Here is a 25,509-nt window from a genome sequence, read left to right as displayed (position 1 = left end):
GAAACCGGCGCTCACTACAACTACTACCGTTACTACGACCCCGAGACCGCCCGGTATGACTCCACCGACCCCCTCGGTCTCGGCGGGGACAGCAACCCCCACACCTACGTCCACAACCCCGCTATCTGGTCAGATCCGCATGGTCTTGCGCCGGGTTATGGAAAAATCGAGATTTTTGAACGCTATGGGAGTCAAGCCGAAGCGAACTCGATCAGGGATGCTGGTGGTCGCCTTACACCTCGTCCGAGTCCCCATGCTAATAACCCCAAATGGATTGCCGACGATGGGAGGGTTGACCCAAGAACCCTGGGAAAACGTCGGAATTACACGCATCGTTTTGAAGTTCATGCCAAGCCGGGGACGCGTGATTGGCTGAAACAGTTCGAGATTAAATCGAATGAACCGGGGCGATATTCCGTGCCCGCCGACAGGCTTTCGGAGTTTAATGAAAAAGTGGTAAAAATTATCGTGAGGTCACGCTGATGACGAATTTTTCGGCCAAAAATATGTTTCTTGCCAGCCTGGTGGCGATTGCGCGACAGTCGTCGACGTTGCCAGGTGAACTCAATGCAGAGTTTCGGCAGGCATTTCTTGATTTCGGTTCGGAAACCGAAGATAATGCTTCCGCCGTAGATCGTTTGCTGATCCGACAGGTTAACGGCAGCCATCCCTCGGTCATCGCGCTGACTGTGGGAGCAAACGCGGTTCCTTTGGCAAGCGTAACCAACTCTGCGGAGGGATCTGACATTCCGACCGGTGTCCGCGAGGACTTCCCGGAGCTGGAGCAAGCAGACTGGGATGCGGTGCTGAGAGTCGTGACCCTGATTCTGACCGCACTGGAGTCGGAGCCACTCCTCGCAGCAGGATCTGAGTAAGGGCTTGGAATGAAATAAGTTTATCAATTAATGTGAGGGAAAAATGCGCTTACGCGGTTGTTGTCTGCGTGTTTTGAACGTATGACGCTGGTATTGCGATCAGATCAATAATCTTTGCTCGTGGCCGAGTATATAGTTTCCGGTGAGGCGCTCTCGTTTATGTTCGGAGCAGTCCTGCCCCAATACCAGGAACTTAGGTTCGGATCAATACTGTGACCATGGTGGGTGGCGGTCCCGTGAGGTGTTTGTCGATCGGTTTCTTGGCGGGGAACGGGGTGCGTGTGGTGCGGCGGACGACGCGGGGGTTGGAACGGGAGCGTTTCGGGAGGACGTGTTCGGCGATCTCAGTGGTCACCGCTGCGAGGATCCGGGCGGTCCGGCGGAGGGGGGAAAATCGCCCGGCGCACGACCTGGCGCCGGACGATGCTGACGGTGTGGGTGAACGAGAGCCGGTCGGGGTCGATTCCTTCGCGTAGCGCGGTGTCGTGGATCAGTTTTCGTAACGCCCGGTGGAGCAGTAGGACGCCCCAGAGTTCCTGTTCGATCCGGTCGGGGGTACGGGACCGTAGGACCAGCCGGCCGTCCTGCTGGTGGACTTTGATCTCGTCGAGGAGGGTCTCGACTTCCCACCGGTCGCTGTAGAGGGCGGCGAGTTCGGCGGCGGGCGCGGCGGCGGGGTCGGGGACGGTGGTGACGAGCCGGTAGGTCTCCTTCTTGCTCGCGGGCAGGGGCTGGCCGGTGTCGGGGTCGCGGTCCAGGGTGTACTCGACGACCCGCACGGTGATCTTCCGGCCTCGGCCTCGGGTGGCGGGCGCGACGAGGTGGGACAGGTAGGAGCCGTCGGGGAGCTCGACGTCGACGGGCAGGCGCCGGTCGGCCTTCGCCCGCCAGAGCAGGTCCGCGCCGGTCGCGGCGGCTTTCTCGAACAGCTCGAAGCCGAGGAAGTTCCGGTCGGCGAGCACCAGCAGGTCCGGGCACAGCGCGGGAAGCAGCTCGTCGAACAGGGCCTGTTCGCTGGCGGCCTTCGACCCGCCTGTCCCGCCGAAGCCGGCGCCCAGCAGCGCCCGGGTGCCGCACTCGACCAGTCCGAGGACCCGGACCTGCGGCAACGCCCCCTCGCCCTGGTCGTTGCCGGGTTTCCCGAACGCCGCGGCGTTCTCGTCGGTGTCCGGCACGAGCAGCGTCGTGCCGTCGACCGCGCACACCCGCCAGCCCCGGTAGAACGCCCCGACCGTGCGTTGGGGCAGGGCCATCGCCACCGCGGTCCGCTCGAACAGCAGCTTCACCGGCTCCACCCCGAGCCGGTCCCGCGCCCTGGTGATCGCGGTGGTCGCCGGGACCTTCACCGGCCCGGCCCGGTCCGAGCACCAGTCGTCGGCGACCTTGACCTGCCGCATCACCTCGTCGTAGCCGTCCGACGGGAACAACGCCAACGCGATCACATACCGCAGCGTCAGTGCCGCCGGCAGGTCCCGGGTCCGCCGCTCGCGCCGCCCCGTCTCCGCGACGACCTCGTCGAGCAGCGCGTCCGGGAACTGCGCCGCCAACACACCCAGCCCGACCCGGTCCACCAACCGGTCGCCGCGCTTCTCCTTGACCTGACCACGTCTCGGCACCCACCGAACCTACACGATCAGACACTAAGTTCCTGGTATTGCGACCTGGCCCGTCGGCGAGCCACCGGCGCATGACGTCGGACGACGACAATCCACCGCGGTACGAGCTGCGCTTCCAGCCCGCAGCGCGGCGCGGGACATACCGAATTGTCTACCGCATCGACGAGGACGCACGTACCGTCCACATTCTCGACGTCGACCACCGCGCGGACATTTACCGGACCCGCTGACGCGAGCCGATGAGAACGCGTTCCACCCGCCCTGGTTACCGCCGTTGGTGAGCACCTTGGTGCTGTGGCCGGCGCCGGTGGTGGCCCATCGTCCCTGACCCGCGGATGCCGTCGGGGCCGCAGACGGGACAGATCGGGTCGCTGTCGGCGGAGAGGTTGGTCAGTCGTGGCTGGACGAGGTCGAGCAGGATCTGCTGCGCTGTGGCCCGCCATGGGGTGAGGCTGTTGACGAGCTCCCCGAGAGCGAGCGCAACGACGGCCTGGTTGAGGAACAGAACGCTGGCCGCCGGTCCGGGTGACGACCCCGCCGGTCCGGGTGACGACCCCGCCGGTCCGGGTGACGCCCCCGCCGGCCCGGGTGACGCCCCCGCCGGTGTGGATGTGGATACCGCGGATACCGCCGGCATGGCGCGGCCGCCGCTTTCGTATCCAGCCGCCCGGCGGGCGGCGCGGGTGAGCGGATCCTGCTCGCGGGCGGCCAGCACCGGGTCGTAGCCGTCCTGGCAGCGCAGGCATGGCCCATCCGGTCGGACGACGGCGACCCGGCCGCCGACCTCCAGGTCAGCCCCGGATCCGCTGCGGCTCAGTTCCACCCCGATATCGAGATAGAGCCGTCCGTACTGGACCGCGAGCCGGTTGATGGCCCATCTCGGCGCGTGGCCGTCGACCGCGCCGATCAGAATGTCGGCGCGGCTCAGGGCGTGCCCGGCGGTCGGGTCGAGGATGCTGCCACGGATCGGGGTGACGGCAAGATCGGGGTTGATCGCGCGTGCCAGGCGGCTGGCCACGTCCACCTTGGGTGTCGCCTGCCGCGCATCCGCCGGGGTGGCACCGACGAGCCGGGCCAGGTTGGATGTCTCCACCCGGTCGGGGTCGACGAGGAGGAGACGTCCGACGCCGAGGTGGGCCAGGCCCTGCACGACGAGGGAGCCAGCTCCGCCCACACCGACGACGCCCACCGTCAGCCGGCTGAGCTGGTGCTGCGTGTCAGCTCCGAACGCCCGGATCTGCCGGTCATAGCGCTCGTCCCGCTCGTCCCGCTCGTCCCGGTCGTCCCGGGCAGGCTCCGGCCGCCCTCGGGTCATGGTCAGCCTCCTGTGCTTTCGTCGCGCTGTGCAAGCAATGCGTGTGCGGCGGATGAGATGTCCAGCGGCGTGAGACGGCCGGTGCGAGGGTTGAACCACAGTCCGTCGACCCCTGTGTGGGTGAGCACGAGGGATGCGGCGACCACCGGCGGCCGGGCGGGGATCGTGGCGTGGAACTCCCGGTGGGTTTCCATCGCGTTGGCACGGTCGGCGCCGGAGAACGCCGCGGGCGCCGATGTGCCCGGATGGCTGTGCACGTCGATGAGGGACAGCGCGTGCTCGTAACAGGTGCGCAGCACGGTCCGGCTGATGTCGGTGGCCACCTCGACCCGGGTGGGGCTCTGCACGCTCAGCGCGGCGTCGGGTAGCAGCAGGGCGCGCTGAGCTCGAACGGTGACGACGCGGCGTCCCCATCGATCGCCGGCAATCTCGGCCCGGCCGAGGAGATAGGCGAACTGTTCCAGGTCGCTGCCGAGAAGGTGCGCGGACAGCTCCGTCCACATGGCGTCGGCGATGACGAGCCGGCACCGATGGGCCTCAGGTCTCTGATCGTCCGGTAGTCGCTTTTCCCGCGGTGGGTTCCCGTTCCCGGCCATCGCTCAGTCCGCTGTACCGAGGTAGGTGCGGATCGCCTCGACGAAGGTGACCAGCGAGTCGATGCGGGGATTCCACCGGCGGTACGGATCCTCCAGGCAATACCAGACGTAGCCCAGATCGGCGTAGGGATTGTTGAAGCCGTGGAAGTAGTGGCCGGGGTCGACAAGACCGCTGTGACCGCTGTGACCGCTGTGACCGCTGTGGTCGTGCCGTTGCAGGCGGGAGCCGAGGAAGAAGCCGTCCGGGGCGGATTCGGGGTAGGTGACCGGGACGACGACGAGCACGGTGGTGCGGGTCGGTTCCCATCCGGCCGGCAGCCGGAATTCGGGGATGATGATCCATGAGTCGTCGTCGGCAATACGAAGCCCCGGGTACGCCCCGGCGAGCTGGGCCGCTTCGAGCCGGATCCGGCGGCGCAGCGGGTTCATCGACGTGGGTCGTGCACGTCGCCTGCTCCGGGTCCGGGTCCGGGTCCGGGTCCGGGTCCGGCGTCGGCGTCGTCGTCGGCGGTCTCGGTCCGGCTGTCGATCGGGTCGGTGGCTGCCGGGTGAGTTCCGGGCACCGCCTTGGAGTGCCGGGCATGGTGGGCGAAGACGTCTCCGTCGGCGACGCGGACCCGCTGGCTGTCACCGACGATGGTGTTTCGGTCGGCGTCCTGCCGGATGAGTACCCGGTTGTCGTCGACACCCGCGGCTGCCTTGATGTCGGCGCCGGTCATCTCGTCGGCGATGACGGGGACGTCGATTCCATTGATACGGATGGTGCGGGCCATCGGTTCCTCCGCTTTTCGTGTGGTCGTGAGGTGCAGACGGACGTGGGCGGACTCAGGCGGATGCAGGTGGGGTCCCCCGTTGTCGGGTGGGTGTTCACCACGGTGTCGCTGCGGTGGCGAAGCGGTGGAGCAGTCTCGCGACGTGTTCGGCGTTGACGCCGGCGGATCCGTCGGGCGTGACCGCCGCCAGGCCGGTACCGAAGCCGATCAGCAGGGCCGCGGTCCATCGGACCAGCGCGCGAACGCGGCGGCGCAGACGCGCCCGGCGCCGTGGGGGTCGCGTCCGGTAACGAGGGGACGGGTGTCGCGGATGGCGGGTCTGGCTGCGTCGCGGGGCACGTCGGCTGCGCGGGGAGCGTCGCCGTCGTCGGCGGCGGACCCCCGGTGGGCCGATGGGGAACCGGGTTGATCCGGCTCGGGGGGTGCTGGCATCCGGGATGGGGAGGATAGTCCAATTGTGCGTGTCTGCCGTGGGGCCGGGGTCTGGGCTAGGACCAGGGTCTGGGACGGCGACGCCTCGGTTGTCGAACCGGAGTCGTGGGGGGATCACCATCAGCTCGCACTCCCGTGGCGTGCTCGCAAGCCTCTACCGGAGGGACATCGCTACCTGGATCCGGACGGACAGCGCTGCGGTCCAGGGAGATCATCTACCACAACCTCCGACACGCCGAAGAACCCGGGAGGTTGTGGTGAGAGATCAACATGTATTGTGACCTGGAACGACGCGAGTTTTATAGATCACATCTCCATGATCCGAAAGATCTTCGGATGGAGGTTCTGGTATGATCTTGCATCGTCGCAGGTCAGGGCGTGTACAATTCGGACAGCGGTCGCAGCGATCTACGAATCCGAGTCGGATTGAAACCCGGGACCGCGTTCCAGGTCCAGGTGGCGGGGTGTCGCAGCGATCTACGAATCCGAGTCGGATTGAAACTACCCGACCCGTATACATCATCCCCGCTGCAGGGATGGTCGCAGCGATCTACGAATCCGAGTCGGATTGAAACTGCAACCGTCTCCTTCATCGTGCGTAGTAGCTTTGTCGCAGCGATCTACGAATCCGAGTCGGATTGAAACACCCATGTAGATGGTGCGGTCGGATAAGTGGTCGTGTCGCAGCGATCTACGAATCCGAGTCGGATTGAAACGGTAGGGCAGATGGGCGGGCGCCCCGCCACCAGTCGCAGCGATCTACGAATCCGAGTCGGATTGAAACCTCACGCGACACCCCCTATCTACCTCCGTAGTCGCAGCGATCTACGAATCCGAGTCGGATTGAAACCTGCCTCCTGGGAGGTGGCGCAGAAGCGCCAGGTCGCAGCGATCTACGAATCCGAGTCGGATTGAAACTCGACACCCTTCATCCGATTGAACTTCGCCGCGAGTCGCAGCGATCTACGAATCCGAGTCGGATTGAAACCTGGCTTCGCCAGCACCAAAAGGTGCGGCAGAGTCGCAGCGATCTACGAATCCGAGTCGGATTGAAACTCGGTCATCGGAGTGCCACCGAAGGTCGGCTTCAGTCGCAGCGATCTACGAATCCGAGTCGGATTGAAACTCCAGTGCAACGTTATACGCACCCAGGGCGGCGGTCGCAGCGATCTACGAATCCGAGTCGGATTGAAACAACATGCCGCGATGCCAAGCTCCAGATCAGCGGTCGTCGCAGCGATCTACGAATCCGAGTCGGATTGAAACACCCCCCCAGAGAGGGACTCGGCCACAATGGCCGTCGCAGCGATCTACGAATCCGAGTCGGATTGAAACCTCAGGAGCCAGGTGACCTGCTCCCGCTCGCGTGTCGCAGCGATCTACGAATCCGAGTCGGATTGAAACCCCACCAGGGTCGGGTCGATCCCGGCAATAGCCGGTCGCAGCGATCTACGAATCCGAGTCGGATTGAAACACTAAGGACAAAGTCCTTAGCGCCGTACAACACGAGTCGCAGCGATCTACGAATCCGAGTCGGATTGAAACTTCGAATGCGCCCCTCCTCACCGGGGGGAGAGTCGCAGCGATCTACGAATCCGAGTCGGATTGAAACAGTCATCACTTCCGGGGTAAATCCGATCCCGTGTCGCAGCGATCTACGAATCCGAGTCGGATTGAAACCCGGAGCGGCGGTTACGGTGACGGTGACGGTGGTCGCAGCGATCTACGAATCCGAGTCGGATTGAAACCGACTGCGCCGACTGCGCCTGGGTCGTACCGGTGTTGTCGCAGCGATCTACGAATCCGAGTCGGATTGAAACCTGTCCAAAAGACGAGGCTGTTACGGACAGATCGGGGTCGCAGCGATCTACGAATCCGAGTCGGATTGAAACAGGATTGCCGCCCCCCCCCGGGGGGGTTTTCTCCCGTCGCAGCGATCTACGAATCCGAGTCGGATTGAAACAAGTATGGCACCAAGGGCAAAGTCCTTAGTAGTCGCAGCGATCTACGAATCCGAGTCGGATTGAAACTAGCCTCCTCCGCCCCTGCGGGGTGGGACCCAGTCGCAGCGATCTACGAATCCGAGTCGGATTGAAACACACCCGCGGGGGGTCCGTTTGGACCCATGTTGGGGTCGCAGCGATCTACGAATCCGAGTCGGATTGAAACGCCATGACGGCCCCCTCCCAATTTGGACGGTAGTCGCAGCGATCTACGAATCCGAGTCGGATTGAAACCGTTGCCACGCTAGTGGGCGAACCGCCCACCAGGTCGCAGCGATCTACGAATCCGAGTCGGATTGAAACATCGACTCGGGGTCCTCTCCGGTCTTCGCCGTCGCAGCGATCTACGAATCCGAGTCGGATTGAAACCCGTTGCCGCATAGAAGTTCTGGGGATGGAGTCGTCGCAGCGATCTACGAATCCGAGTCGGATTGAAACCTCGAGCTGGGCGAGGCGCGCTAGCACCTCGTCGTCGCAGCGATCTACGAATCCGAGTCGGATTGAAACTCAAGGGGCCGGGTATTCAGGGGCTCGTCAGGAGGTCGCAGCGATCTACGAATCCGAGTCGGATTGAAACTCCACACCGCCGCCATCGCGGCGTCCAGGGCGGGTCGCAGCGATCTACGAATCCGAGTCGGATTGAAACAAGGCTGACAAGTACTTCGACGTGGCCAGCCGGGTCGCAGCGATCTACGAATCCGAGTCGGATTGAAACTCTTGTCATCAGTCAATCCACGACACCAATTGGTCGCAGCGATCTACGAATCCGAGTCGGATTGAAACCCCGACGAACTGAAGCACGAGCAGTGCCATCGGTCGCAGCGATCTACGAATCCGAGTCGGATTGAAACTATGTCATCGGAGGGGATACCCCCTCCGATGACGGTGTCGCAGCGATCTACGAATCCGAGTCGGATTGAAACTAGGGGTGGGCAGAATGGCGGGCGCCCCGCCACCGTCGCAGCGATCTACGAATCCGAGTCGGATTGAAACTGGTGCTGCTGCTGGATAGGTAGTTTCCACGGGTCGCAGCGATCTACGAATCCGAGTCGGATTGAAACAGTATTCAGCGGCTACGGCTACGACTCTGACGGTCGCAGCGATCTACGAATCCGAGTCGGATTGAAACAACGCATCGTCAAACTGACGACGCGTTCCGTGTCGCAGCGATCTACGAATCCGAGTCGGATTGAAACTCTCATCGCTCTCGAAAAACACCTCTATAGTGAGTCGCAGCGATCTACGAATCCGAGTCGGATTGAAACCTTTACCCCCACACTGGGGAGCCTCCGCCGCCGCGTCGCAGCGATCTACGAATCCGAGTCGGATTGAAACAAGCGTGGCAAGCGCCGCCGCCTGGGGGGGTTGTCGCAGCGATCTACGAATCCGAGTCGGATTGAAACACGATGGCCAGTCCACCGAGGACCAGGCCCTGCACGTCGCAGCGATCTACGAATCCGAGTCGGATTGAAACACGTCGATTCCCAAAGTGCATCGACGCGCGGTGTCGCAGCGATCTACGAATCCGAGTCGGATTGAAACACCAGCGTGAAAAGCATTATTCCTCCTGCAGCGAGGTCGCAGCGATCTACGAATCCGAGTCGGATTGAAACTCGCGCACAACTGCGCGGCAGCGTTCTTGTCGGTCGCAGCGATCTACGAATCCGAGTCGGATTGAAACAAAGGGCATCGACACGAGGACCGCACCACGGTGGTCGCAGCGATCTACGAATCCGAGTCGGATTGAAACATGATTCCGGTCACGGCACTGTTATCTGTCTCGGTCGCAGCGATCTACAAATCCGAGTCGGATTGAAACCAGGAATTTCTGGATATTCCAAAGTGTTCTGGGTTCGCAGCGATCTACAAATCCGAGTCGGATTGAGGTGGAGGGGAGTAGGTCCGGTAGGAGTTGCGGCCGCCCTGGTGGTGGTGAGCGGACCAGGTTCGGTTGATGATCGGCGCGAGTTTGTTGTTCGGTACGTTTTTTGGCCGGATAGGCGTGCGTAGCAACAAACTCGCGACGATCTTGTCTGATGTCCGGTTCGGTCGGCGGGCGGACGCGTGGAGTATCCGGAGCGGGCGCTGTCAGGAGATAGGTATCATCGATCTACGAATCCGAGTCGGATTGAAACGAGGGGTCGACGACCTGTCCGTACCCGTACGGTTCGCAGCGATCTACGAATCCGAGTCGGATTGAAACTCCATCTTGAGGACGCTGGGCATGATGTACTGTCCTAGTGATCTACAAATCCGAGTCGGATTGAAACACCGTTACCCAGTGGATCAGGTGGTTCGTGGAGTCCTAGCGATCTACGAATCCGAGGCGGGTTGAGGTGGAGGGATGATGTCGGGTAGGAGTTGCTGCCGTCGTGATGGTGGTGACCGGACCGGGTTCGGTTGATGATCGGCGCGAGTTTGTTGTTCGGTACGTTTTTTGGCCGGATATGCGTGCGTAGCAACAAACTCGCGGCGATCTTGGCCGATGGCCGATGGCCGATGGCCGGTCGGGTAGGCGGGCTGTCGACGGCCGGGCTGTCGACGGCCCGGGGGTGACGGCCCGGGTCATCGGCTCGGGGTCGATGGGTATTCTGGTGACCGGTTTCTGCGGGGGTGGTCACGGTGCGGGTGTTCGTGCATGTTCTCGGGGCGTCCGATCTCGGGGTGGACAGTCAGGCTCGATTTCATTCCGGGAACGCGGGTACGGCCGCTGGAGCCACTCAGCCGGAGAGGGTTGCCAGGCTGTGCGCGGCTATCGGTGCTCGGGATGTGGACACCGTGCGGACGCTGCTGACGACACCGGTTGCGGATTCCCAGCGGCGTTGGGAGAAAGTGCCGCTGGAGATCCTGCTTGAGTCGGCGGTGTCTGGAGACCGGCTGCTGCTGGTCGCGACGGACACCGGGAATCCGACAGGTCGGGACACCGCCGGGCTGGCCGAGGCGATCGAACGGGCGCTCGTCATTGTTCCCGACCTCTACCTGCCTGCCCGCAGCCCGGATGTCGGCCCGGATGTCGGCCCGGAGGTCGGCCCGCAGATTGACCCGCAGATCGAGGTAGAGCGGAAGATCGACGTCGAGCGGATCGTCGCCGACGGGCCGACGCTGCTGGTCGGGCGCCGCGTGCTGCGGGATTGGCTTGCGGCCCACCGTGAGGTGGACGGGATCGTCACCGGTATCGGCACCGGACCCACCGGCCTGACGATCGGCTGTCTGATGGCCGCGCTCGCGGACGGTCGACCGGTCGACGTCCGACCGATCCAGGAGCCCGCTCACGGCAGGCTGGTCGACCTGCATGTCGAGGATGACCCGGCGCCGTGGCTGGCGCGGCGGCGGATGTTCGGTGCGCTTGCCGCTCATGTCGGCGATGGCTCTCCGCGTACGCGTGACCTGCTGCGCATGCTCGATGCCCGGCAGCGTCTCGATGTTGAGAACTTCGCGAAACTTGCGTCCCGCTACGGAATCGACCCTAGGAGTGCGCTCGCAGTCACGGAGCCGGTGGCCCTGGAGAACGCCTACTTCGACCGCCTGGTTCGCCGTGAGGTGCAGGCGGTCATGCTCGGTCGGGCCTGGTTGCTGAGCGAGTACAGCGCACGGCGATGTCCTGATGACCCGATCATCAACGACAGGAACAGGCGTAACCCCGACGAGACGGAAACCCTGGGACCGTTCATCGAGCGGGTTGTCGAGCGGCGTCCTCATGGTAAAGCCGCGGCCTTTCTCTTCCGGCGCAGATGGATCAACCAGTTCGCCACGGACAAAAGTCACGGCCTGCGGATTCCGAATCGTCGTTATCTCGTTAACGCGGCCGGTTCGGCGGGTCACGTCGACGGGCGGGATCCGCGCCGAACCGAGGCGGCTCTTTTTGCCGGAATGCCCGGCTTGCCCAGCGTTCCCGACCTGTTCCGGTGGTCGTCCGCGGCATCCGGCGAGGTGCTGGTGGTCTATTGCGTCGGTTGGCAGGAGGAGCGTGACGGTCGACGTCCATTCGCCGATGCCGTGTGTGACGCGGGCACGTTGCGGTCCCTGACCGATCTCATCGACCCGCGGCCGGCGAACGCCGCCGAACAGCCACCGGACGACCATCAGTTCCGGGCGTGGCTGCGGTTCCGGCTCGTCGCGAGCGGACAGACACTCGACCTCGCCCGCGGTTCGGCAGCTCACATCGCGGCCAGACTCGCCGCAGCGAATCCGCCGGATGGCCCGGACGACCCGGATGGCCCGGCCGGCCCGGCTGACCCGGGTGCGCAGGCCGACCCGGATGCGCTGAATGCGCAGGCCGACCCGGGTGCGCTGGAGCCGATCGTCGTACCGATGGATATCGCCGGCGTCCGCGCGTCCGTCGCGTCGTCACTGCTCACCGTGCCGGGGGTTGCCGATGTGGAGGCCGTCGTCGTGCTGGCCGGCCCTGGAGCGAATCCGATGAACGCCGGTCTGCTGCTCGCGGGCACCGACGTCGCGACCGCGGTGGGCTGTCCGGTCTACGTCGGTGCGATGGTCGAGGCCGGCGGCGGAGGGACCCGCATCGAGATCGACGGCGGCCAGGTCGCCGCGTTGCCCGGCTACCCCGACGTTCTCGCCCGGGTCGCACTGGAGCATCTGACCAACCTGGAGCTCACCGCGGCTGCGGACACGCTGCGTCGAGGCGGTCAGCGGCTTGAACCGCTCGCGGCGCGCGCGGAGGAGATCCGGGACGCCTTCATCGGAGGTTTTTCCGGCACCGTCGCCGAGAAACGGGCGGAGGTCGCCCGGCGCATTGAGCTGATCAAGGTTCTGACCAGGGAACGCGCTGGCGGCGGACGTCGAAACGGCGGAAACAAGCGCGCCGTCCAACTGGCTGCCGGCCGTACCGCCGTCGACGACTGGCACGCGCTGCATCTGGCCATGACGGTGGCCGACCGCGTTTGCGGGAAGGCGTGGCGTACCTCCGATCTGCGGATCAGCAGGCTCGCCTATGCGATCCGTTCGGACTGGGTCACCGCGCACGGTCCGAAAGCCCAGACGTTCGCCGCCGCGTTGGACAAACGTCAGCAAGACCATCAGCACCGGATGCCCGGCATCAGAATCCAGACGTGCGCGGACCTGCTGTCCCACGTCCAGCTGGAACTCGATCCGGTGTCCGCGCCGGATCGCCGGTCGCTCCGTGACGCCTACGAGGAGCTGACCGACCGGGTCCGCCGCTGGGCTGAGCCCGTGTCCGTTCCTGATCCTGTACCTGATCCTGATCCTGATCCTGATCCTGTACCTGTACCTGTACCTGACTCTGCGTCTGCGTCTGAGGTCGGGAAAGCCGACCAGGACGAACCTTTGTCGTAAACCGGTCGCCGCGCTCATCTGCTGGGTTCGTCCGCTGCGTCCGTCTGTTGAGGGTGAAACGCCCCCTACGGACGGAGCCTCTCATGGCACAGCGGGCCGACCATCCGCGCTATCGCACCACCCGCCCGGCGCAGACGCCGCTGGGTGCCCTTTCATCCGGTGCCATTCCGATCGGTGGCGCTCACCCCGGAGTCGGCCGGTGGACCAGGCTGCGGCTGTGGTGGCGGGGACGCCGTGACGCGGGCGCCGGCATACCGACCGTTGCTCCGGGATCGTTCACGACGCCGGTGATTCGGGAGCTTGCGGCGAGTGCCGAGCGTTCGCACGGTCTGCTGCGCTCGATCCTGACCGGGTTCCTGATCGATCTCGATGTGGAGATCGCCGAGAACGTCGCCGCGATCGCCGTCCTGCGGGCGCGACTGGCCACCGACCCGGCCGATCAGGTGGTCGCGGATGCCGAGGCTCTCGGTCAGCCAGGGAGCAGCGACGACGCCGCGGCCCGGAGCAGACGGTCGGCGACACATGCGCGCACGGCGAACCTCACCGACCGGACCCGGCTCGGCGAGCTCCAGATCCGGTTGGCCGGGCTGCTGGAACGGCGTGAGCGGCTGATAGATGACGCACAGGCGCGTGCCGACGGGATCTCGTCCTTCCGTGACCAGTGCATTGAGGTGTACCGGGCGGCGAACCTGCGCCGCCGTGGCGAGGATGCCGCGGCGCTCGCCGAAGCGTGGGTTCCACCGGCGTTCCCGTCGCCCGCGTGGCTGACAACCGTGCGTCGGGTGCCGACAGCCGCGGCGAATACGCCGCCGTCCACCGACGGTCACCGCAATCCGTGACCGGCATTCCGTGACCGGCATTCCGCGACCCGCAATCCGTATTCCGTGACCCGGGAGGCATGAGATGGCAGCCAGGCCGCAGTACCAACTCGTCCGGTCGGCCCGGCTGGACAACCGGGGCCTGCTCGGATTCGCTCGGGCCAGCGCCGAACGGGATGCCGCCGCGCCGTACCCGGACACCGAGACCGGCAAGACCGTCCTGCCGTTCGAGCAGATCCTGGCCGGGCATGCGACAGCACGACTCGAAGCCATCGGACGGGCCTACGCCCACGACCGGTCCGGCAACGAGGCCCGAATCGGCGACGCCCGGGCGTTGGTCGCAGCCCGGAGCGATGCATGCTCCGCCGCTGCGACGCGGGTCACCGAGGCGGCGGCCAGCCACCGCGACGCGGTCGAGGAAGTTCGCGCCTGCGATGAGCCGCGGCGACGGTTCGCGCACCTGGAGTGGTCGCCGCTTAGTCGCATCGTGCTACTGGGCGTCATCACGAGTGCCGAGGCGGTCGCGCTCAAACCGACCCTGGACGGCCTGGGCGCCTCATCTGTGCACACGTACCTGCTCGTCGCCGCGATCGTCTTCGCCGGGCTGGTGCTTGCCGGGCATATCGCCCGCCACGCCAGGGACCAGCGGGTCCGCGTGGACGAACGCCAGAAGGGGCGGCCGGTGCGGGCCGCCGGTGGGACGTTCCTGTCCCCGGCGGTCGTCGCCGGGCTGGTGGTGCTGGTGGCCGCCAACGTGTTCCTCGCGGTCGTCCGGGCGTCGACCTTCGTCGGTGAGATCGCCCTGCTCGGCAAACTCGGGGCAGCTCTCGACATCGGTTTCCCGGTCGCGTTCGGGTTGTTCCTGGCCCTGCAGACGCTGTTCACCGTGGCCGCCGCCGCGGTCGAATATCACGCGCACGACCCGCTCGCCGCTGCGGTGCGGCGCACCGGGCTGCGGTTGCGCTGGGCACGGTCCCGGCTGCACAGACCCCGGCGCGCCCTGCACGCCGCCACCTCCGCGGAACGCGCGGCGGTCCACACGGCCATCGCCACCGTGGAGGCGTACCGCGGGCTCGCCCGGGAGGAACGTGCCCGCGTCGAGATCGTGCGGGACAGCTACCGCGCCGATCTGGTGGCCCGCTGCCGGGTCGAGCGCGCGGCGGCGCTGGCGGCCCTGCCGCGGGAAACCTGGCCGCTGCCCACGTGGGTCGGCGGGCTGGACGACGAGATCGCGCGGCTCAGAGCCCGCGTACCCGGATGACGTCCAGCCGATGGACGAGTAGGGCACCACCGACTCACCTCCGGACCAGCCGCTTTCGGACCAGCCGGTTCCGGACCAGCGGGTGCCTGCCGGCCGGCCAGCAGCCGCCGGCCGACTCGCTCACACCAGTCGACTCGTTCACACCGGCCGCCGATGTCCGTCCGTCCGCCAACGGCGTGGGCTCTGCGGACCCGGATAGCCCCCAGCACGGGAAGGGAAAAACATCATGAGCAGAATCCGGCGCAACGGCCGCGTTGCGCTCCGCCGTCCTGTTGCCGCTCGCTTCGCCGTTGCCGTTCGCTCTGCAGCCGCCGCCGTCCAGGTTGCCGTCGCCGTCGCGCTGATCGCGCTGGTTTCCGGCTGCGGGTCCGACACAGCGGACGGCCCGCTCCGGTGCGGCATCGTGGTCGACGTCTCCGCGAGCGTGACGGCCGACCAGCGTGCCCGCTACCTCGACGAGGCGGCCAAGGCCCTGCGCGGCTGTGCCGGTGGCCACGCATATGTCGACGTGGCCGATGCGAACGCGCGGGCCGGCCGGTGCCCGCCGGTGGACATGACGCTGGCCGCTCCCGTCCGGCGGAACAACGACCTGTTCGACACCGCCGCCGAAGACGCGCAGGTCGACACGGCGCTCGCCGCCACCACAGCGTTGGTCAACTGTGCGGCCGCGCGGCCGGCTACGGCGACCGACCTGTTCGGGGCGTTCGTGCTGGCCGGTACCTCGCTGCGGGCGGAGCCGGCCGGAAGGCGGGAGCTGACCGTGTTCAGCGACGGTATCTCGACGCGGCAGCCGTACGACCTGTCCGCCCGCGAGCTCGACGACGCCGACATCGAGGCCCTGCTCAACAGCCTGGCAGCGCACGGCCTGCAGGCGGATCTCACCGGGGTGGACGTGCGCTTCGTCGGTGCCGGCGTCGGGGTCGACGAGCTGGACCCGAGCCGGCTGGGTCGGGTGGAGGCGGCGTGGCGGGCCTACGTGCGCCGCGCCGGCGGCACCGTCTCCCACTACGCCAAGACCCTTGGAGGTACCTGATGGTCACCACGTTCGGGATTGCAGCCGGGATTGCAGCCGGGATTGCAGCCGGGATTGCAGCCGGGATTGCAGCCGGGATTGCAGCCGGGATCGCAGCCGGGATCGCAGCTGGGATCGCAGCTGGGATGGCAGCTGGGATGGCAGCTGGGATGGCAGCCTGGGTTCGGTCCGGACTGCGGCGCCGGGCGGGTCGGGCAGGTGCCATCGGCCTGCTGGGACTGCTCACCGCGTGCATCGGGACGGCAGCCGGGTGGTCCGTCCGGCCCGCGGATGCGGCAACGGCGGTCACCGGGGCGCATGGTGCGGTGCGGGTGGTCGACGCAGCCCCCGGTCCGGACCTGACCGTCGCCGGCGCGGGTCCGTCGCCACTGGCCCTCCGGTTTCGGGAGCCGTCCGGCTACCAGCGGGTGCCAGCCGGTGCCAGCCGCCTGACCCTTACCCGGGACGGCTCGGTCGATCTTTCAGTGCCGGTCGACGTGCCACCCGGCGGGACGGCCAGCGTCATCGTCACCGGGACGTCCACACTGGCGGCCCGCGTGGTCGCCGACGGCTTCACCGCTCCGGGCGCGGGACGCATCGGCGTCCGCCTGATCCACGCGGCCGACGGCGTCGGCCCGGTGAGCCTCGTCGATGCGGCCGGCCTTCCGCTGGGGAACCCGGTCGACCCCGGCACGGTCTCGCCGCTGGTCACCGTGCCTGCGGGCAGCACCACGTTCGGGCTGCGGCGGCCGGGCGCGAAAAGCAACCTGATCGTCGTCGGCCCGGTGCAGGCCCGTCCGGGGGATGTGGTCGGTGTGCTCCTCAGCGGTGGATCGGGCGATGCCCTGGTAGCCGCCGGCTGGACCGTCGACGCTCGTGGAACGGCGGTGCCGCCCGTCGGCCCGGTCCGCACCGGCACCACCGATGCCACCACCGATGCCACCGCCGTACCGGTTCCCGCGCGCGTACCGCTCGCTGCCGCCACCGCTCGTGGCGCTGTTGTCGGAACCGTTGTTGCAACTGTCGTCGCCATTGCTGTCGCCGGCGCTGTGGTTGCCGTGAGAACGAAGGCGGGCCTCCGCGGCCGGTGCTCGGTGGCCGTCGTGCTCGCCTGCTGCCTGGTACTGGCGGCATGCTCGGCGACCGGCACAGCCGCCGGTACCGCCACCGGTACCGGCGGCGGGACGGGCGACACGCGTCCGGAGACGACCGGCGGCACGACGGTCCCGCGCGTGGTCGCGGTGGACCCCACGACGATCCCCAGCCCGCCCGCGGGGGGAACGGGCTGGGGATCCCCCCACCATCCGGTGGGCCTGATCCTTCCCGGCGCGTCCGGACCGGCACCGGTCGTCCCTGTCGGGCTGGTAGGCGGGGACGAGCAGCAGGGGATCCGGCTGGCGGGTGCCGCCGACGGTGAACTCGCGACTGCGTCCGACGGTTACACCGTCGGCTGGTACAGCGGCGGGCCGGCGCCGGGGGAGCCGGGCTCGGCGGTGCTTGCCGGCCACGTCGACCTGCACCGCATGCCCGCGGTGTTCGCCCGGCTGCGCGATCTCGAACCAGGGGCGGAGGTCGTCGTGGTGCGGGCCGACGGCGGCAGACTGGTGTTCACCGTCGACCGCATCGACGTGTACCCGAAGAGTGCGTTGCCTGCCGACATTCTCTACCGGCCGGCGCCCCTGCCCGAACTGCGGCTGGTGACCTGCGACGGCCCGGTCGAGGGCGGCACCCACCGGGACAACCTCGTGGTCTCGCTGTCCCTGCAGGGCTGAGCCTCCGCCCCGGAAAATCCGCGTGGTCGACATCAGGTGCTTTCATGCCATATCCGGTTGAATGGGAGGAAATGGCTGTGACGCGACGTGGACGGAGAAGTGACCGTGAAAGTCCGCCATGATGAGACGTCCCGACGCAGCGGCGGCCAGAATCAGGGAAGCGGCCAGAATCACAGATGCAGCCGGCGGGACGCTCGCCGGCACGGCCGCCAGGGCGGCTGTAACCGGCGGGGCTGTTGAGATGCGCGGGGTGTGCCGTTGCGGAGTGCTCCGGGCGCGGGTGGCGATCAGGAGGCGGATGGTTGTGGGGATGGCCACCGGCGGTCGGGGGCCGTTCACCGGCCGGCATCTGCGTCGCAGGTTCGGCCCGCTTGAGGCCGACCTGTGGGGGACGAGCGCGATGATCGAATTCGTCGATCTCAACCTGTGTCTGCTGTGGACCGACGACCCTGCGGCGGTCGGGGACGGTCCCGGCTCCGGCTCCGGCTCCGGTCCCGGTCCAGGTCCTGACCCGCGACCGGCGCGGGCCGTCCCGGACGAGGTGCCCGTCGCCCGCCAGCTTGCGGCGCTGCTGCGGTCGGTCGCGGGCGGGACGCTGGACAAGCCCGCGCGTGTCCGCGCACCGGTGCCGCGCCGGCTCACCGAGCCCGCACCCGCCGCTCCCGAGGTCGCCAGGGCGGTGCGGGTGTCACCGGCGGACGGGGGAGTGCGCGTCGAGGTCGAAACCACCGTGCCCGGTTCCACCGCCGTCTCCGTAGTCCTGTCGGCGGAGCAGGCCGACGGGCTCGCGGACATGTTGGAGCGCTGGTCGCGGGAGTAGGGAGGTCGCGGGACTGGCGGGTCGCGGGAGCGGCTGGTCACGGGCGTTGCAAGCGCGGCCCTTGACCTCATGGAGGCGGGACCTCATGCCGGTGGCCGACCGTTCTCCAGCCGTTGCACGAGGTCGTCGACCCACATCACGCCGGCCGCTGCGACCAGCGTGGCGAGATGGCGGATCTCCTCCCGCGCGGCCGGCTCGTCGACGCCGTGCAGCCGCCGGCAGTGGCCGACCGGGTCGACCGCCCGGCCGTCAGCCGCGTCCAGCAGCGAGCGCAGCAGCCGCAGCGCGACTCGCCGGTCGTGCTGCCGGCGTCCGCGCGCGGTGCCCGGCCGCATCCCGCGTCTCGGTGCCGGTGCGTCCGGGATATCCGGGATGTCCGGTGCGGTCTCAGAGGCGATCTCCGCGAGGAGAGCCGATCGGGCATGGTCGGTAGCCGGATCGGTTTCGATGGCGTAGTCGGCTGCGATCTGCGCTGCCTCGCCCGCGACCTGCGCCGTCTCGCCCCGGCCGGCGCTGCCCGGCGCGCGTGCGGCCAGCGGACCTGTCACCAGAGTCCGATACAACGCGGGGTCATGGGCGCACAGCAGGCCCAGACCACGGTCGAGCACTGCCCTGGCCGCCTCGGGGGACAGGCCATGACTCTGTTCGGTGGCCGGCAGATCATAGGGATGGCTGACGTTGGCCCACAGCCCGATGACGAATTCGCGCAGGGCGGAGTCGGCGGGCGGATCGTCCGAGAGCGGTCCGGCCGCCGGGGAGGAGTCGAGGCTGCGCATCGGCCTGGCCAGCAGTCCGCGCTTGACCGCGGCCCTGCGCCGCAGGTCGATTTCGAGGTTCTTGGTCGGGTAGTGGATCAATTGCGCCCACACCGCCCGCAGCCACGCCTGGTCCGGCTGGGTCGCCTGCCCGGCCTGGCGCGAGGGTCCCGAACGGGACGGCTTGTACGCGGCCAGCATGGAGCCGGCGACGTCGGCGTCGAGCGAGGCGGTTTCAGCCGGTTCGGTCAGCCCGTCGACCAACAGCCGCCACTCGCGGATCTCCTCGCCGGGCCGCTCCTGCTTGGCGCGCGTGTACGGAAGCTGACCGCGTGCGGCGTCGCGCAGCTTGCGATGTCCGTCCAGGATGATGTCATCAACGGTCTCCTGGCAGGTGTGGCAGACCCGGCCGTCCCGGCAGGCGCAGGCGCCGGGCAGAGCTCTGCGGACGATGGCGCGGACCCGGTGGCGCAGTGCGGGTTCGAGCAGCCGGCAGGTGGCCCGGGCGGCACGGTCGTCGTCGGCGTCGAGAATGGCGCTCAGGCGAAGGCTCACGGGGGGTCCTTCCGACCACGGCGGCACGACACAACGTCGAACCGCCGAAAATGAACCACCCATATCTGGGTGGCGGCCTCCCGATGACCGGGCGACCTCGAAAGGACCGGCGAAGCCGGTTACGATGACCGAAATATGGTCACGAGTCGTCGTAACGACTGACTGGGACGAACCCTAGAGCTCCGATACCGAGCCTGTCAATACCTCAGCGAGCACCACACCTCGGCGGGCACCACAGCTCGGCGGAGAGCACAGCTCAGCTCAGCCGGCACCACGCATCCGTCGCACCGGTCACCCGTGGATGACCCATCCGCCGCGGCCGGTGAGTGTGGGTGCCGGGCGCCAGGCCCCGCTGGGCAGCCAGCGGACCGCGCGCCAGCAGGACGGGCACGGTTGCCACACCCCGAGGCGGTCGCCGCGCTCGAGGAGCCCGGCGATCCCGACCCCGACCCGACCGGCCGTCAGCCCGGTGCCGGCGGGCACGTACCAGCCGCTCTGCTGGAACCGGTCCGCGACCGGCCGCAACGATCGGGTGACCCGCTCCCTGCGCTCATCCTCGGAGACGTCGTAGACGACGACCAGTGGTGTGTTCACCGGTTCGGATCGATCATCCGACGACCCATCCGTGGTCGGGCACGGTGTCGAGCGGGACTCCGTGCCAGCGCAGTCGGCAGTGCGGGCAGTATGGAACGATCACAAGGTGATCGTCCGGCTCGATGAGCTCGGTCAGGCGGGCGGCCAGGCTGTCCAGCCGTTCCGCCGGCAGCTCCAGGTCGTACACCGATCGCAGGATCTTCGGCCCATGCTGTTCCAGCGCCCTCGCGACCCTGCGGCGGCGTCGGTCGGAGGAGACGTCGAAGCTCACCAGTAATCCGCCACCGGGTCTGGTCATCGGTCGATCACCGCCAGTGGAAGGGCTCGTAGGGAACGTCGTCGGTCAGCCTCCTGCGCAGGGCGAGGCTCTGCTCGCGGATCAGAGTGGCGTAGGTGGTGCCGGGGGCCACCGTCCAGCTCCGCGCCGGGGCGTCCACCCGGGCCCGGAAGCGGGCGATGACCGCCGCGGTCCCTGCCGGACCGAGTCGCGGGCGCCCGGGTGCGGCATCCCCCGCGGTGTCGCCTCCGGGGTCGTCCGCGGAGCCGCGCTGCGTGCCGCCTCGCCGGGGCGTCGGGTCGATGGTGAGATCTTCGGGGCGGATCATGCGGAGTCCGAGCACTCCCAGGACGGTCGACTCGAGCAGGACCGCGCGCCATTCCTCCATCAGGTCGAACACCAGCGTCGGCCGGCCCGGTCGCGGGGCGTGCAGGAACGACACGTACGGATCGAGGCCGGCGGCGACGACCGCACCGAAGACGACCTCGCGCAGCAGCGCGGAGGTGTAGTTGACCAGGACGTTGACGAGATCGGGGTCGAATCGTTCACGACGCCGGAAACCGAGCTCGGCGGGAAGAAGAAGCCGGATTCCGCGGAAGTAGGCAGCGGACGCCGCTCCTTCGACGCCGATCAGTTCGGGGATCGACGTGGCGATGTCGACCGCCGCGCCGGCCGCGGCGATGCGTCGGGCCAACGCCCAGACATCCTCGGACACCTCGGCCGTTGCCGCCCGCCGACGCAGCAGGACATCCTGATTGTGGAGTTTTCCCCGGACGAACGCGCGGGCGAGTTCGAGCCGGGCCGGCTCATCGTGATGGAGGAGCAGCTGCCGCCGACGGGCGTCGATGTGTGACGCCCTCGGCGGTTCGAGCCGCCCGCGGACCCGGCCGTCCGCGCTGAGCAGCACCAGCGGTGCATCCTCGGCGAGGATGGCCGCCATCGCCGGTGTGGTGATTCCGACGTTGCCGAAGACGACGACCTCGCTGATCCGGCCGAGCGGAGCCGATGTGATGACCGCCTTGTCCCGGCTCACGACCAGCCGGCCGCCGCTGCGGCCGAGAACGAGGCCGTGACCGACGACGTACAGGGGGCGGCGCGTCGGCCGTTTTATCGACGGATTCGTCCACGGACTCGCCGGCGGGTTCGTCGGTCGGTTCATCTGGTTCATCTGGTTCACCTGATTCGTCGGTTGGTTCACCGTGCCCTCCGGTAGGCCGTCGTGCGGGCGAACGTCTCCTGCGGCCCGGTGTAGGCGGCCGGATCCGGCTGGGTGGTGCGGCGTTGGCGTCCGACGGACATCGGATGTGTCCACCCGGCGGTGGGTTCGGCCTCCCATCCGCCGTCCCGGTAGAAAACCCATCCCAGGAAGGAGAAACCCCGGTCGAAGCTTGAGATGTAGGTCTTCGTGGTGTTCATCTCCAGGTCCAGATCCGCCAGTGCGCGTCCGACGATGTGGGCCGCCGCGATCGCGCCGTCGACGTCGACGCAGAAGACCGCGATATCGTCGGCATAGCGCACAAGATTGCCGGGATTATGATGGACGTGCGTGTCGAAGGCGCGGAGATGAAGATTAGCAAGAGCGGGAGACAAGGGTGCCCCTTCCGGGATACCCTTGCTTCGTGGAATGATTCCGTGTTCGGTGAGCAGTGGTGCGGCTATCCAGCGGTCGATCAGTGTGGCTGCCTCACCGGCCAGCCCGGGAGGAAGAGCGGCCAGGAGAAGGTCATGGCGAATGCACGCGAAATAGTCTGCGACGTCGGTGCGCAGCACAGTCGTGCGCCCGGTATCCCGGCAGCGTTCTGCCTCGGCCAGCGCGTCGAGCCAGGACCGGCCCCGACGGTAGGCGAAGCTCACCTCCACGGACGCGGCGTCGAGCTGGTCGTGGCAGACCTCAAGGAAGGCGCGTTGGGCGATGCGGTCCCGCACGGTGGGCAGTCCGAGGGCTCTCCGCCGGCCGCCACGGTTGATCGTGGCCAGACGCAGCGGCTGCGGTTCATACGCGCCGGCTGTGAGTTGGTCCGCAAGGCGGTCGAGGCGTATGCCGAGTTGGCGGGCGAAGTCGGCGACGGAAAGGCCGTCGGCGCCCGGCATCCCACTGCCGGCGGCGACCCGTGCCCACGCCGCCCACAGCACCGCCGGCCGGCCCATGGCCGCCAGCACGTCCTGCGAGGCAGTCGGCGGTCGGGAGGTCGCGGGTCGCGGGGCGCCGTCTCCCGGCAGAGAATCGCCACCGGACGTCTGGTGGTGGCGCAGGGCGGTGGGTCGAGGTTCCGTCCGGCTGAACCAGCGGACCATGTTCCTCACTCCTTGCTCTTCTGCCACGACACTCCGGTGTCACGGACCAGCGCGGCGGTCGGTACCGCCGTCATCCCGTGCAGACGGACCAGACCCTCAACCACCACAACCTCCGACACGCCGACAAACGCGGGAGGTTGTGGTGGGAGATCGATATACTTTCTGACCTGCATCGATGTGCGGTCTATAGATCATCTGACCATGATCCTAAGGATCTTCGAATGGAGGTTCTGGTATGATCTTGCAAACCCGCAGGTCAGGAGGGGTACAATACGGACAGCGGTCTCCACGATCTACAAATCCGAGTCGGATTGAAACCTCGGCGGCCGAAGCGGCCAAAAGAGCCTTGAGTCTCCACGATCTACAAATCCGAGTCGGATTGAAACGCGAGACCCCATCCCCGCCCTGGCGGCGATGACGTCGTCTCCACGATCTACAAATCCGAGTCGGATTGAAACGAGTTGCGGCGGAAGTACGCCCGGATCTGGTCGTGTCTCCACGATCTACAAATCCGAGTCGGATTGAAACTGGGGGACCAGCGCGTTCCCTAGCAGGGCGGGGTCAGGTCTCCACGATCTACAAATCCGAGTCGGATTGAAACTCCTGCACCAACCCCGCATGCGCGGGGTGGGTCTCCACGATCTACAAATCCGAGTCGGATTGAAACTTTCACTGGGGGAGCACCGGGCTTGATCAGAGGGTCTCCACGATCTACAAATCCGAGTCGGATTGAAACCCCGCCCTAGCGGAGATGACGTCCTGCACCAACGTCTCCACGATCTACAAATCCGAGTCGGATTGAAACAGGGCTTAGGAGACGACTATCCCCCTAATCTTGGGGTCTCCACGATCTACAAATCCGAGTCGGATTGAAACTGGGGGTGATTGGGCACCGCCTCAGTGGCGGTCTCCACGATCTACAAATCCGAGTCGGATTGAAACGACGCCAAGAAGGAGCCCGATGATACCATCGAGCTGGTCTCCACGATCTACAAATCCGAGTCGGATTGAAACTACAGAACCGCCACCCTGCCCCTATTTGGGCCGTCTCCACGATCTACAAATCCGAGTCGGATTGAAACCCGGGACCGGAGCAGCTGCCGCTGCACGAGTCGGTCTCCACGATCTACAAATCCGAGTCGGATTGAAACCTTCCTCCTCCGATTGCTCGGAGGGGTCCGTTGTCTCCACGATCTACAAATCCGAGTCGGATTGAAACTTTACGACGATGCTCTCGATAACGTTCATTACCGGTCTCCACGATCTACAAATCCGAGTCGGATTGAAACATGACACCCAAGAGCAGCTGGAGGATATCCTCCTGTCTCCACGATCTACAAATCCGAGTCGGATTGAAACCACTGAGGCGGACCACCCCCATGGCAGGGGAAGGTCTCCACGATCTACAAATCCGAGTCGGATTGAAACCAGGCGTTAAACACCTGTGGGGGGTCCGTCTGGACCGTCTCCACGATCTACAAATCCGAGTCGGATTGAAACTTGGCGGCCATGGCGGCCAAGACGGCGGGGGTGGTCTCCACGATCTACAAATCCGAGTCGGATTGAAACCGCTTCAACACTTCAGGGCGTGAATGCCCTGAAGTCTCCACGATCTACAAATCCGAGTCGGATTGAAACCACTGGGGTGCCACCGCCGGAGCGGTGGCAGAGGTCTCCACGATCTACAAATCCGAGTCGGATTGAAACCACTTCAGGGCGTGAATGCCCTGAAGCTTAGTGTCTCCACGATCTACAAATCCGAGTCGGATTGAAACGGGGGTTTCCCCTCCACCCCCACCAGCTGTAGTCTCCACGATCTACAAATCCGAGTCGGATTGAAACACTAAGGACAAAGTCCTTCGTGCCTATGAGCGTGTCTCCACGATCTACAAATCCGAGTCGGATTGAAACCGTACCCGGCTTGAACGGTAGGTCGGCCTCGATGGTCTCCACGATCTACAAATCCGAGTCGGATTGAAACAACTGTCGGGTGGGCGTGAGCCCCTCCCCAGTCTCCACGATCTACAAATCCGAGTCGGATTGAAACTTTGAGGCAAATGACCTCCCTGGTCTCAGGCGGTCTCCACGATCTACAAATCCGAGTCGGATTGAAACCACTACTGCCAGGGCCAGCACGGCCCATGGTGGTCTCCACGATCTACAAATCCGAGTCGGATTGAAACGTCGCGAGCGACCTCCAGGAGTTCACAAACCGGTCTCCACGATCTACAAATCCGAGTCGGATTGAAACTCCATGGGGACTCTCTTTCGGGGTGGCCGAAAGGTCTCCACGATCTACAAATCCGAGTCGGATTGAAACCGCAACGTTGAGCGATTCACCCCGATTTTTTGTGAAAGTCTCCACGATCTACAAATCCGAGTCGGATTGAAACAACCACATTTTTCTTTCCTCCTGCATCGAGAGGG

19 protein-coding genes and 2 CRISPR repeat arrays are annotated in these 25,509 nt (G+C 66.3%); of the genes, 9 read left to right on the top strand and 10 right to left on the bottom strand.

Features of this window, described 5'->3' with window-relative positions; genetic code table 11:
• Together U9978_RS20150 and U9978_RS20145 are read left to right on the top strand one after the other, a co-directional pair.
• A partial coding sequence (locus U9978_RS20150; RefSeq protein ID WP_322762703.1) for an RHS repeat-associated core domain-containing protein occupies positions 1–483 on the top strand: 483 nt, incomplete at its 5' end.
• Positions 483–875 (top strand): hypothetical protein, encoded by a 393-nt coding sequence (locus tag U9978_RS20145; RefSeq protein WP_322762702.1) that lies wholly within the window; start codon positions 483–485, stop codon positions 873–875. The genes U9978_RS20150 and U9978_RS20145, both read left to right, overlap by 1 nt.
• A 344-nt stretch (positions 876–1,219) precedes the next feature.
• Here the strand turns inward: U9978_RS20145 and U9978_RS20140 are convergent, their stop codons facing one another.
• Positions 1,220–2,491 carry an IS4 family transposase gene (locus U9978_RS20140; protein WP_322762701.1) on the bottom strand — a complete coding sequence of 424 codons (1,272 nt, stop codon included), beginning with the start codon at positions 2,489–2,491 and terminating at the stop codon, positions 1,220–1,222.
• Positions 2,492–2,562: 71 nt separating this feature from the next.
• On the opposite strand from U9978_RS20140, the gene U9978_RS20135 reads away from it, so the two are divergent.
• Positions 2,563–2,721: a type II toxin-antitoxin system RelE family toxin gene (locus U9978_RS20135; RefSeq protein WP_322762700.1), complete on the top strand. Its 159-nt coding sequence runs from the start codon at positions 2,563–2,565 to the stop codon at positions 2,719–2,721.
• A 35-nt stretch (positions 2,722–2,756) separates the two neighbouring features.
• Here U9978_RS20135 and U9978_RS20130 read toward each other — a convergent pair whose 3' ends face one another.
• From U9978_RS20130 to U9978_RS20115, 4 genes are read right to left on the bottom strand one after another with little or no spacing between them, the layout of a single operon-like run.
• Positions 2,757–3,806, bottom strand: a complete 1,050-nt coding sequence (locus U9978_RS20130; protein ID WP_322762699.1) for a HesA/MoeB/ThiF family protein — start codon at positions 3,804–3,806, stop codon at positions 2,757–2,759.
• Between the two features lie 2 nt (positions 3,807–3,808).
• Entirely contained in the window at positions 3,809–4,402 is a 594-nt protein-coding gene (locus U9978_RS20125) for a Mov34/MPN/PAD-1 family protein (RefSeq protein ID WP_322762698.1), read from the bottom strand.
• A gap of 3 nt (positions 4,403–4,405) precedes the next feature.
• The gene (locus U9978_RS20120; RefSeq protein ID WP_322762697.1) at positions 4,406–4,831 is read right to left on the bottom strand and encodes an E2/UBC family protein; all 426 of its coding nucleotides are present in this window, start codon (positions 4,829–4,831) and stop codon (positions 4,406–4,408) included.
• Positions 4,828–5,175, bottom strand: a complete 348-nt coding sequence (locus tag U9978_RS20115; RefSeq protein WP_322762696.1) for a hypothetical protein — start codon at positions 5,173–5,175, stop codon at positions 4,828–4,830. Before U9978_RS20115 ends, U9978_RS20120 begins: the two co-directional genes overlap by 4 nt.
• Positions 5,176–6,004: 829 nt before the next feature.
• Positions 6,005–9,498: direct repeats of the CRISPR family, unit length 36 nt; unit sequence GTCGCAGCGATCTACGAATCCGAGTCGGATTGAAAC.
• 734 nt (positions 9,499–10,232) lie between these two features.
• Here U9978_RS20115 and U9978_RS20110 point away from each other — a divergent pair.
• From U9978_RS20110 to U9978_RS20085, 6 genes are all read left to right on the top strand, one after another.
• Positions 10,233–12,923 carry a hypothetical protein gene (locus tag U9978_RS20110; protein ID WP_322762695.1) on the top strand — a complete coding sequence of 897 codons (2,691 nt, stop codon included), beginning with the start codon at positions 10,233–10,235 and terminating at the stop codon, positions 12,921–12,923.
• A gap of 83 nt (positions 12,924–13,006) precedes the next feature.
• Entirely contained in the window at positions 13,007–13,762 is a 756-nt protein-coding gene (locus tag U9978_RS20105; protein ID WP_322762694.1) for a hypothetical protein, read from the top strand.
• Positions 13,763–13,826: 64 nt separating this feature from the next.
• Positions 13,827–15,002: a hypothetical protein gene (locus U9978_RS20100; protein ID WP_322762693.1), complete on the top strand. Its 1,176-nt coding sequence runs from the start codon at positions 13,827–13,829 to the stop codon at positions 15,000–15,002.
• 226 nt (positions 15,003–15,228) lie between these two features.
• Entirely contained in the window at positions 15,229–16,035 is an 807-nt protein-coding gene (locus tag U9978_RS20095) for a hypothetical protein (RefSeq protein ID WP_322762692.1), read from the top strand.
• On the top strand, positions 16,035–17,786 hold the full coding sequence (locus U9978_RS20090; RefSeq protein WP_322762691.1) for a sortase domain-bontaining protein: 1,752 nt from the start codon (positions 16,035–16,037) through the stop codon (positions 17,784–17,786). Before U9978_RS20095 ends, U9978_RS20090 begins: the two co-directional genes overlap by 1 nt.
• A gap of 121 nt (positions 17,787–17,907) precedes the next feature.
• On the top strand, positions 17,908–18,606 hold the full coding sequence (locus U9978_RS20085; protein WP_322762690.1) for a hypothetical protein: 699 nt from the start codon (positions 17,908–17,910) through the stop codon (positions 18,604–18,606).
• Between the two features lie 83 nt (positions 18,607–18,689).
• On the opposite strand, the gene U9978_RS20080 is transcribed toward U9978_RS20085, so the two are convergent.
• The 5 genes from U9978_RS20080 to U9978_RS20060 all read right to left on the bottom strand — a co-directional run bounded on the left by U9978_RS20080 (position 18,690) and on the right by U9978_RS20060 (position 23,082).
• Positions 18,690–19,916 carry a hypothetical protein gene (locus tag U9978_RS20080; RefSeq protein ID WP_322762689.1) on the bottom strand — a complete coding sequence of 409 codons (1,227 nt, stop codon included), beginning with the start codon at positions 19,914–19,916 and terminating at the stop codon, positions 18,690–18,692.
• 291 nt (positions 19,917–20,207) lie between these two features.
• Positions 20,208–20,510 carry a hypothetical protein gene (locus tag U9978_RS20075; protein WP_322762688.1) on the bottom strand — a complete coding sequence of 101 codons (303 nt, stop codon included), beginning with the start codon at positions 20,508–20,510 and terminating at the stop codon, positions 20,208–20,210.
• Between the two features lie 13 nt (positions 20,511–20,523).
• A complete protein-coding gene (cas2, locus tag U9978_RS20070) occupies positions 20,524–20,808 on the bottom strand; it encodes a CRISPR-associated endonuclease Cas2 (protein WP_322762687.1) in 285 nt (94 codons plus the stop codon).
• Between the two features lie 7 nt (positions 20,809–20,815).
• Complete coding sequence (gene cas1 / locus U9978_RS20065; RefSeq protein WP_322762686.1) at positions 20,816–21,955, bottom strand: CRISPR-associated endonuclease Cas1; 1,140 nt, start codon at positions 21,953–21,955, stop codon at positions 20,816–20,818.
• Positions 21,956–21,981: 26 nt separating this feature from the next.
• Entirely contained in the window at positions 21,982–23,082 is a 1,101-nt protein-coding gene (locus tag U9978_RS20060; RefSeq protein WP_322762685.1) for a reverse transcriptase domain-containing protein, read from the bottom strand.
• Between the two features lie 282 nt (positions 23,083–23,364).
• A CRISPR array of direct repeats spans positions 23,365–25,475; the repeat unit is 36 nt; unit sequence GTCTCCACGATCTACAAATCCGAGTCGGATTGAAAC.
• Positions 25,476–25,509: the final 34 nt, after the last annotated feature.

This window comes from Protofrankia sp. Cr2, from assembly GCF_963555885.1.
Classification (GTDB): domain Bacteria; phylum Actinomycetota; class Actinomycetes; order Frankiales; family Frankiaceae; genus Protofrankia.
The sequence above is the reverse complement of the archived record's forward strand: the minus strand, read 5'-3'. Positions and strand labels throughout refer to the sequence as shown.

What these genes read in the sequence shown, in the direction of transcription:
- U9978_RS20145 (WP_322762702.1), top strand. Translation starts at nt 483, where the DNA reads ATGACGAATTTTTCGGCCAAAAATATGTTTCTTGCCAGCCTGGTGGCG.
- U9978_RS20135 (WP_322762700.1), top strand. Translation starts at nt 2,563, where the DNA reads ATGACGTCGGACGACGACAATCCACCGCGGTACGAGCTGCGCTTCCAG.
- U9978_RS20130 (WP_322762699.1), bottom strand. Translation starts at nt 3,806, where the DNA reads ATGACCCGAGGGCGGCCGGAGCCTGCCCGGGACGACCGGGACGAGCGG.
- U9978_RS20125 (WP_322762698.1), bottom strand. Translation starts at nt 4,402, where the DNA reads ATGGCCGGGAACGGGAACCCACCGCGGGAAAAGCGACTACCGGACGAT.
- U9978_RS20120 (WP_322762697.1), bottom strand. Translation starts at nt 4,831, where the DNA reads ATGAACCCGCTGCGCCGCCGGATCCGGCTCGAAGCGGCCCAGCTCGCC.
- U9978_RS20115 (WP_322762696.1), bottom strand. Translation starts at nt 5,175, where the DNA reads ATGGCCCGCACCATCCGTATCAATGGAATCGACGTCCCCGTCATCGCC.
- U9978_RS20105 (WP_322762694.1), top strand. Translation starts at nt 13,007, where the DNA reads ATGGCACAGCGGGCCGACCATCCGCGCTATCGCACCACCCGCCCGGCG.
- U9978_RS20100 (WP_322762693.1), top strand. Translation starts at nt 13,827, where the DNA reads ATGGCAGCCAGGCCGCAGTACCAACTCGTCCGGTCGGCCCGGCTGGAC.
- U9978_RS20095 (WP_322762692.1), top strand. Translation starts at nt 15,229, where the DNA reads ATGAGCAGAATCCGGCGCAACGGCCGCGTTGCGCTCCGCCGTCCTGTT.
- U9978_RS20090 (WP_322762691.1), top strand. Translation starts at nt 16,035, where the DNA reads ATGGTCACCACGTTCGGGATTGCAGCCGGGATTGCAGCCGGGATTGCA.
- U9978_RS20085 (WP_322762690.1), top strand. Translation starts at nt 17,908, where the DNA reads ATGAGACGTCCCGACGCAGCGGCGGCCAGAATCAGGGAAGCGGCCAGA.
- cas2 (WP_322762687.1), bottom strand. Translation starts at nt 20,808, where the DNA reads ATGACCAGACCCGGTGGCGGATTACTGGTGAGCTTCGACGTCTCCTCC.
- cas1 (WP_322762686.1), bottom strand. Translation starts at nt 21,955, where the DNA reads ATGAACCAGATGAACCGACCGACGAACCCGCCGGCGAGTCCGTGGACG.
- U9978_RS20060 (WP_322762685.1), bottom strand. Translation starts at nt 23,082, where the DNA reads ATGGTCCGCTGGTTCAGCCGGACGGAACCTCGACCCACCGCCCTGCGC.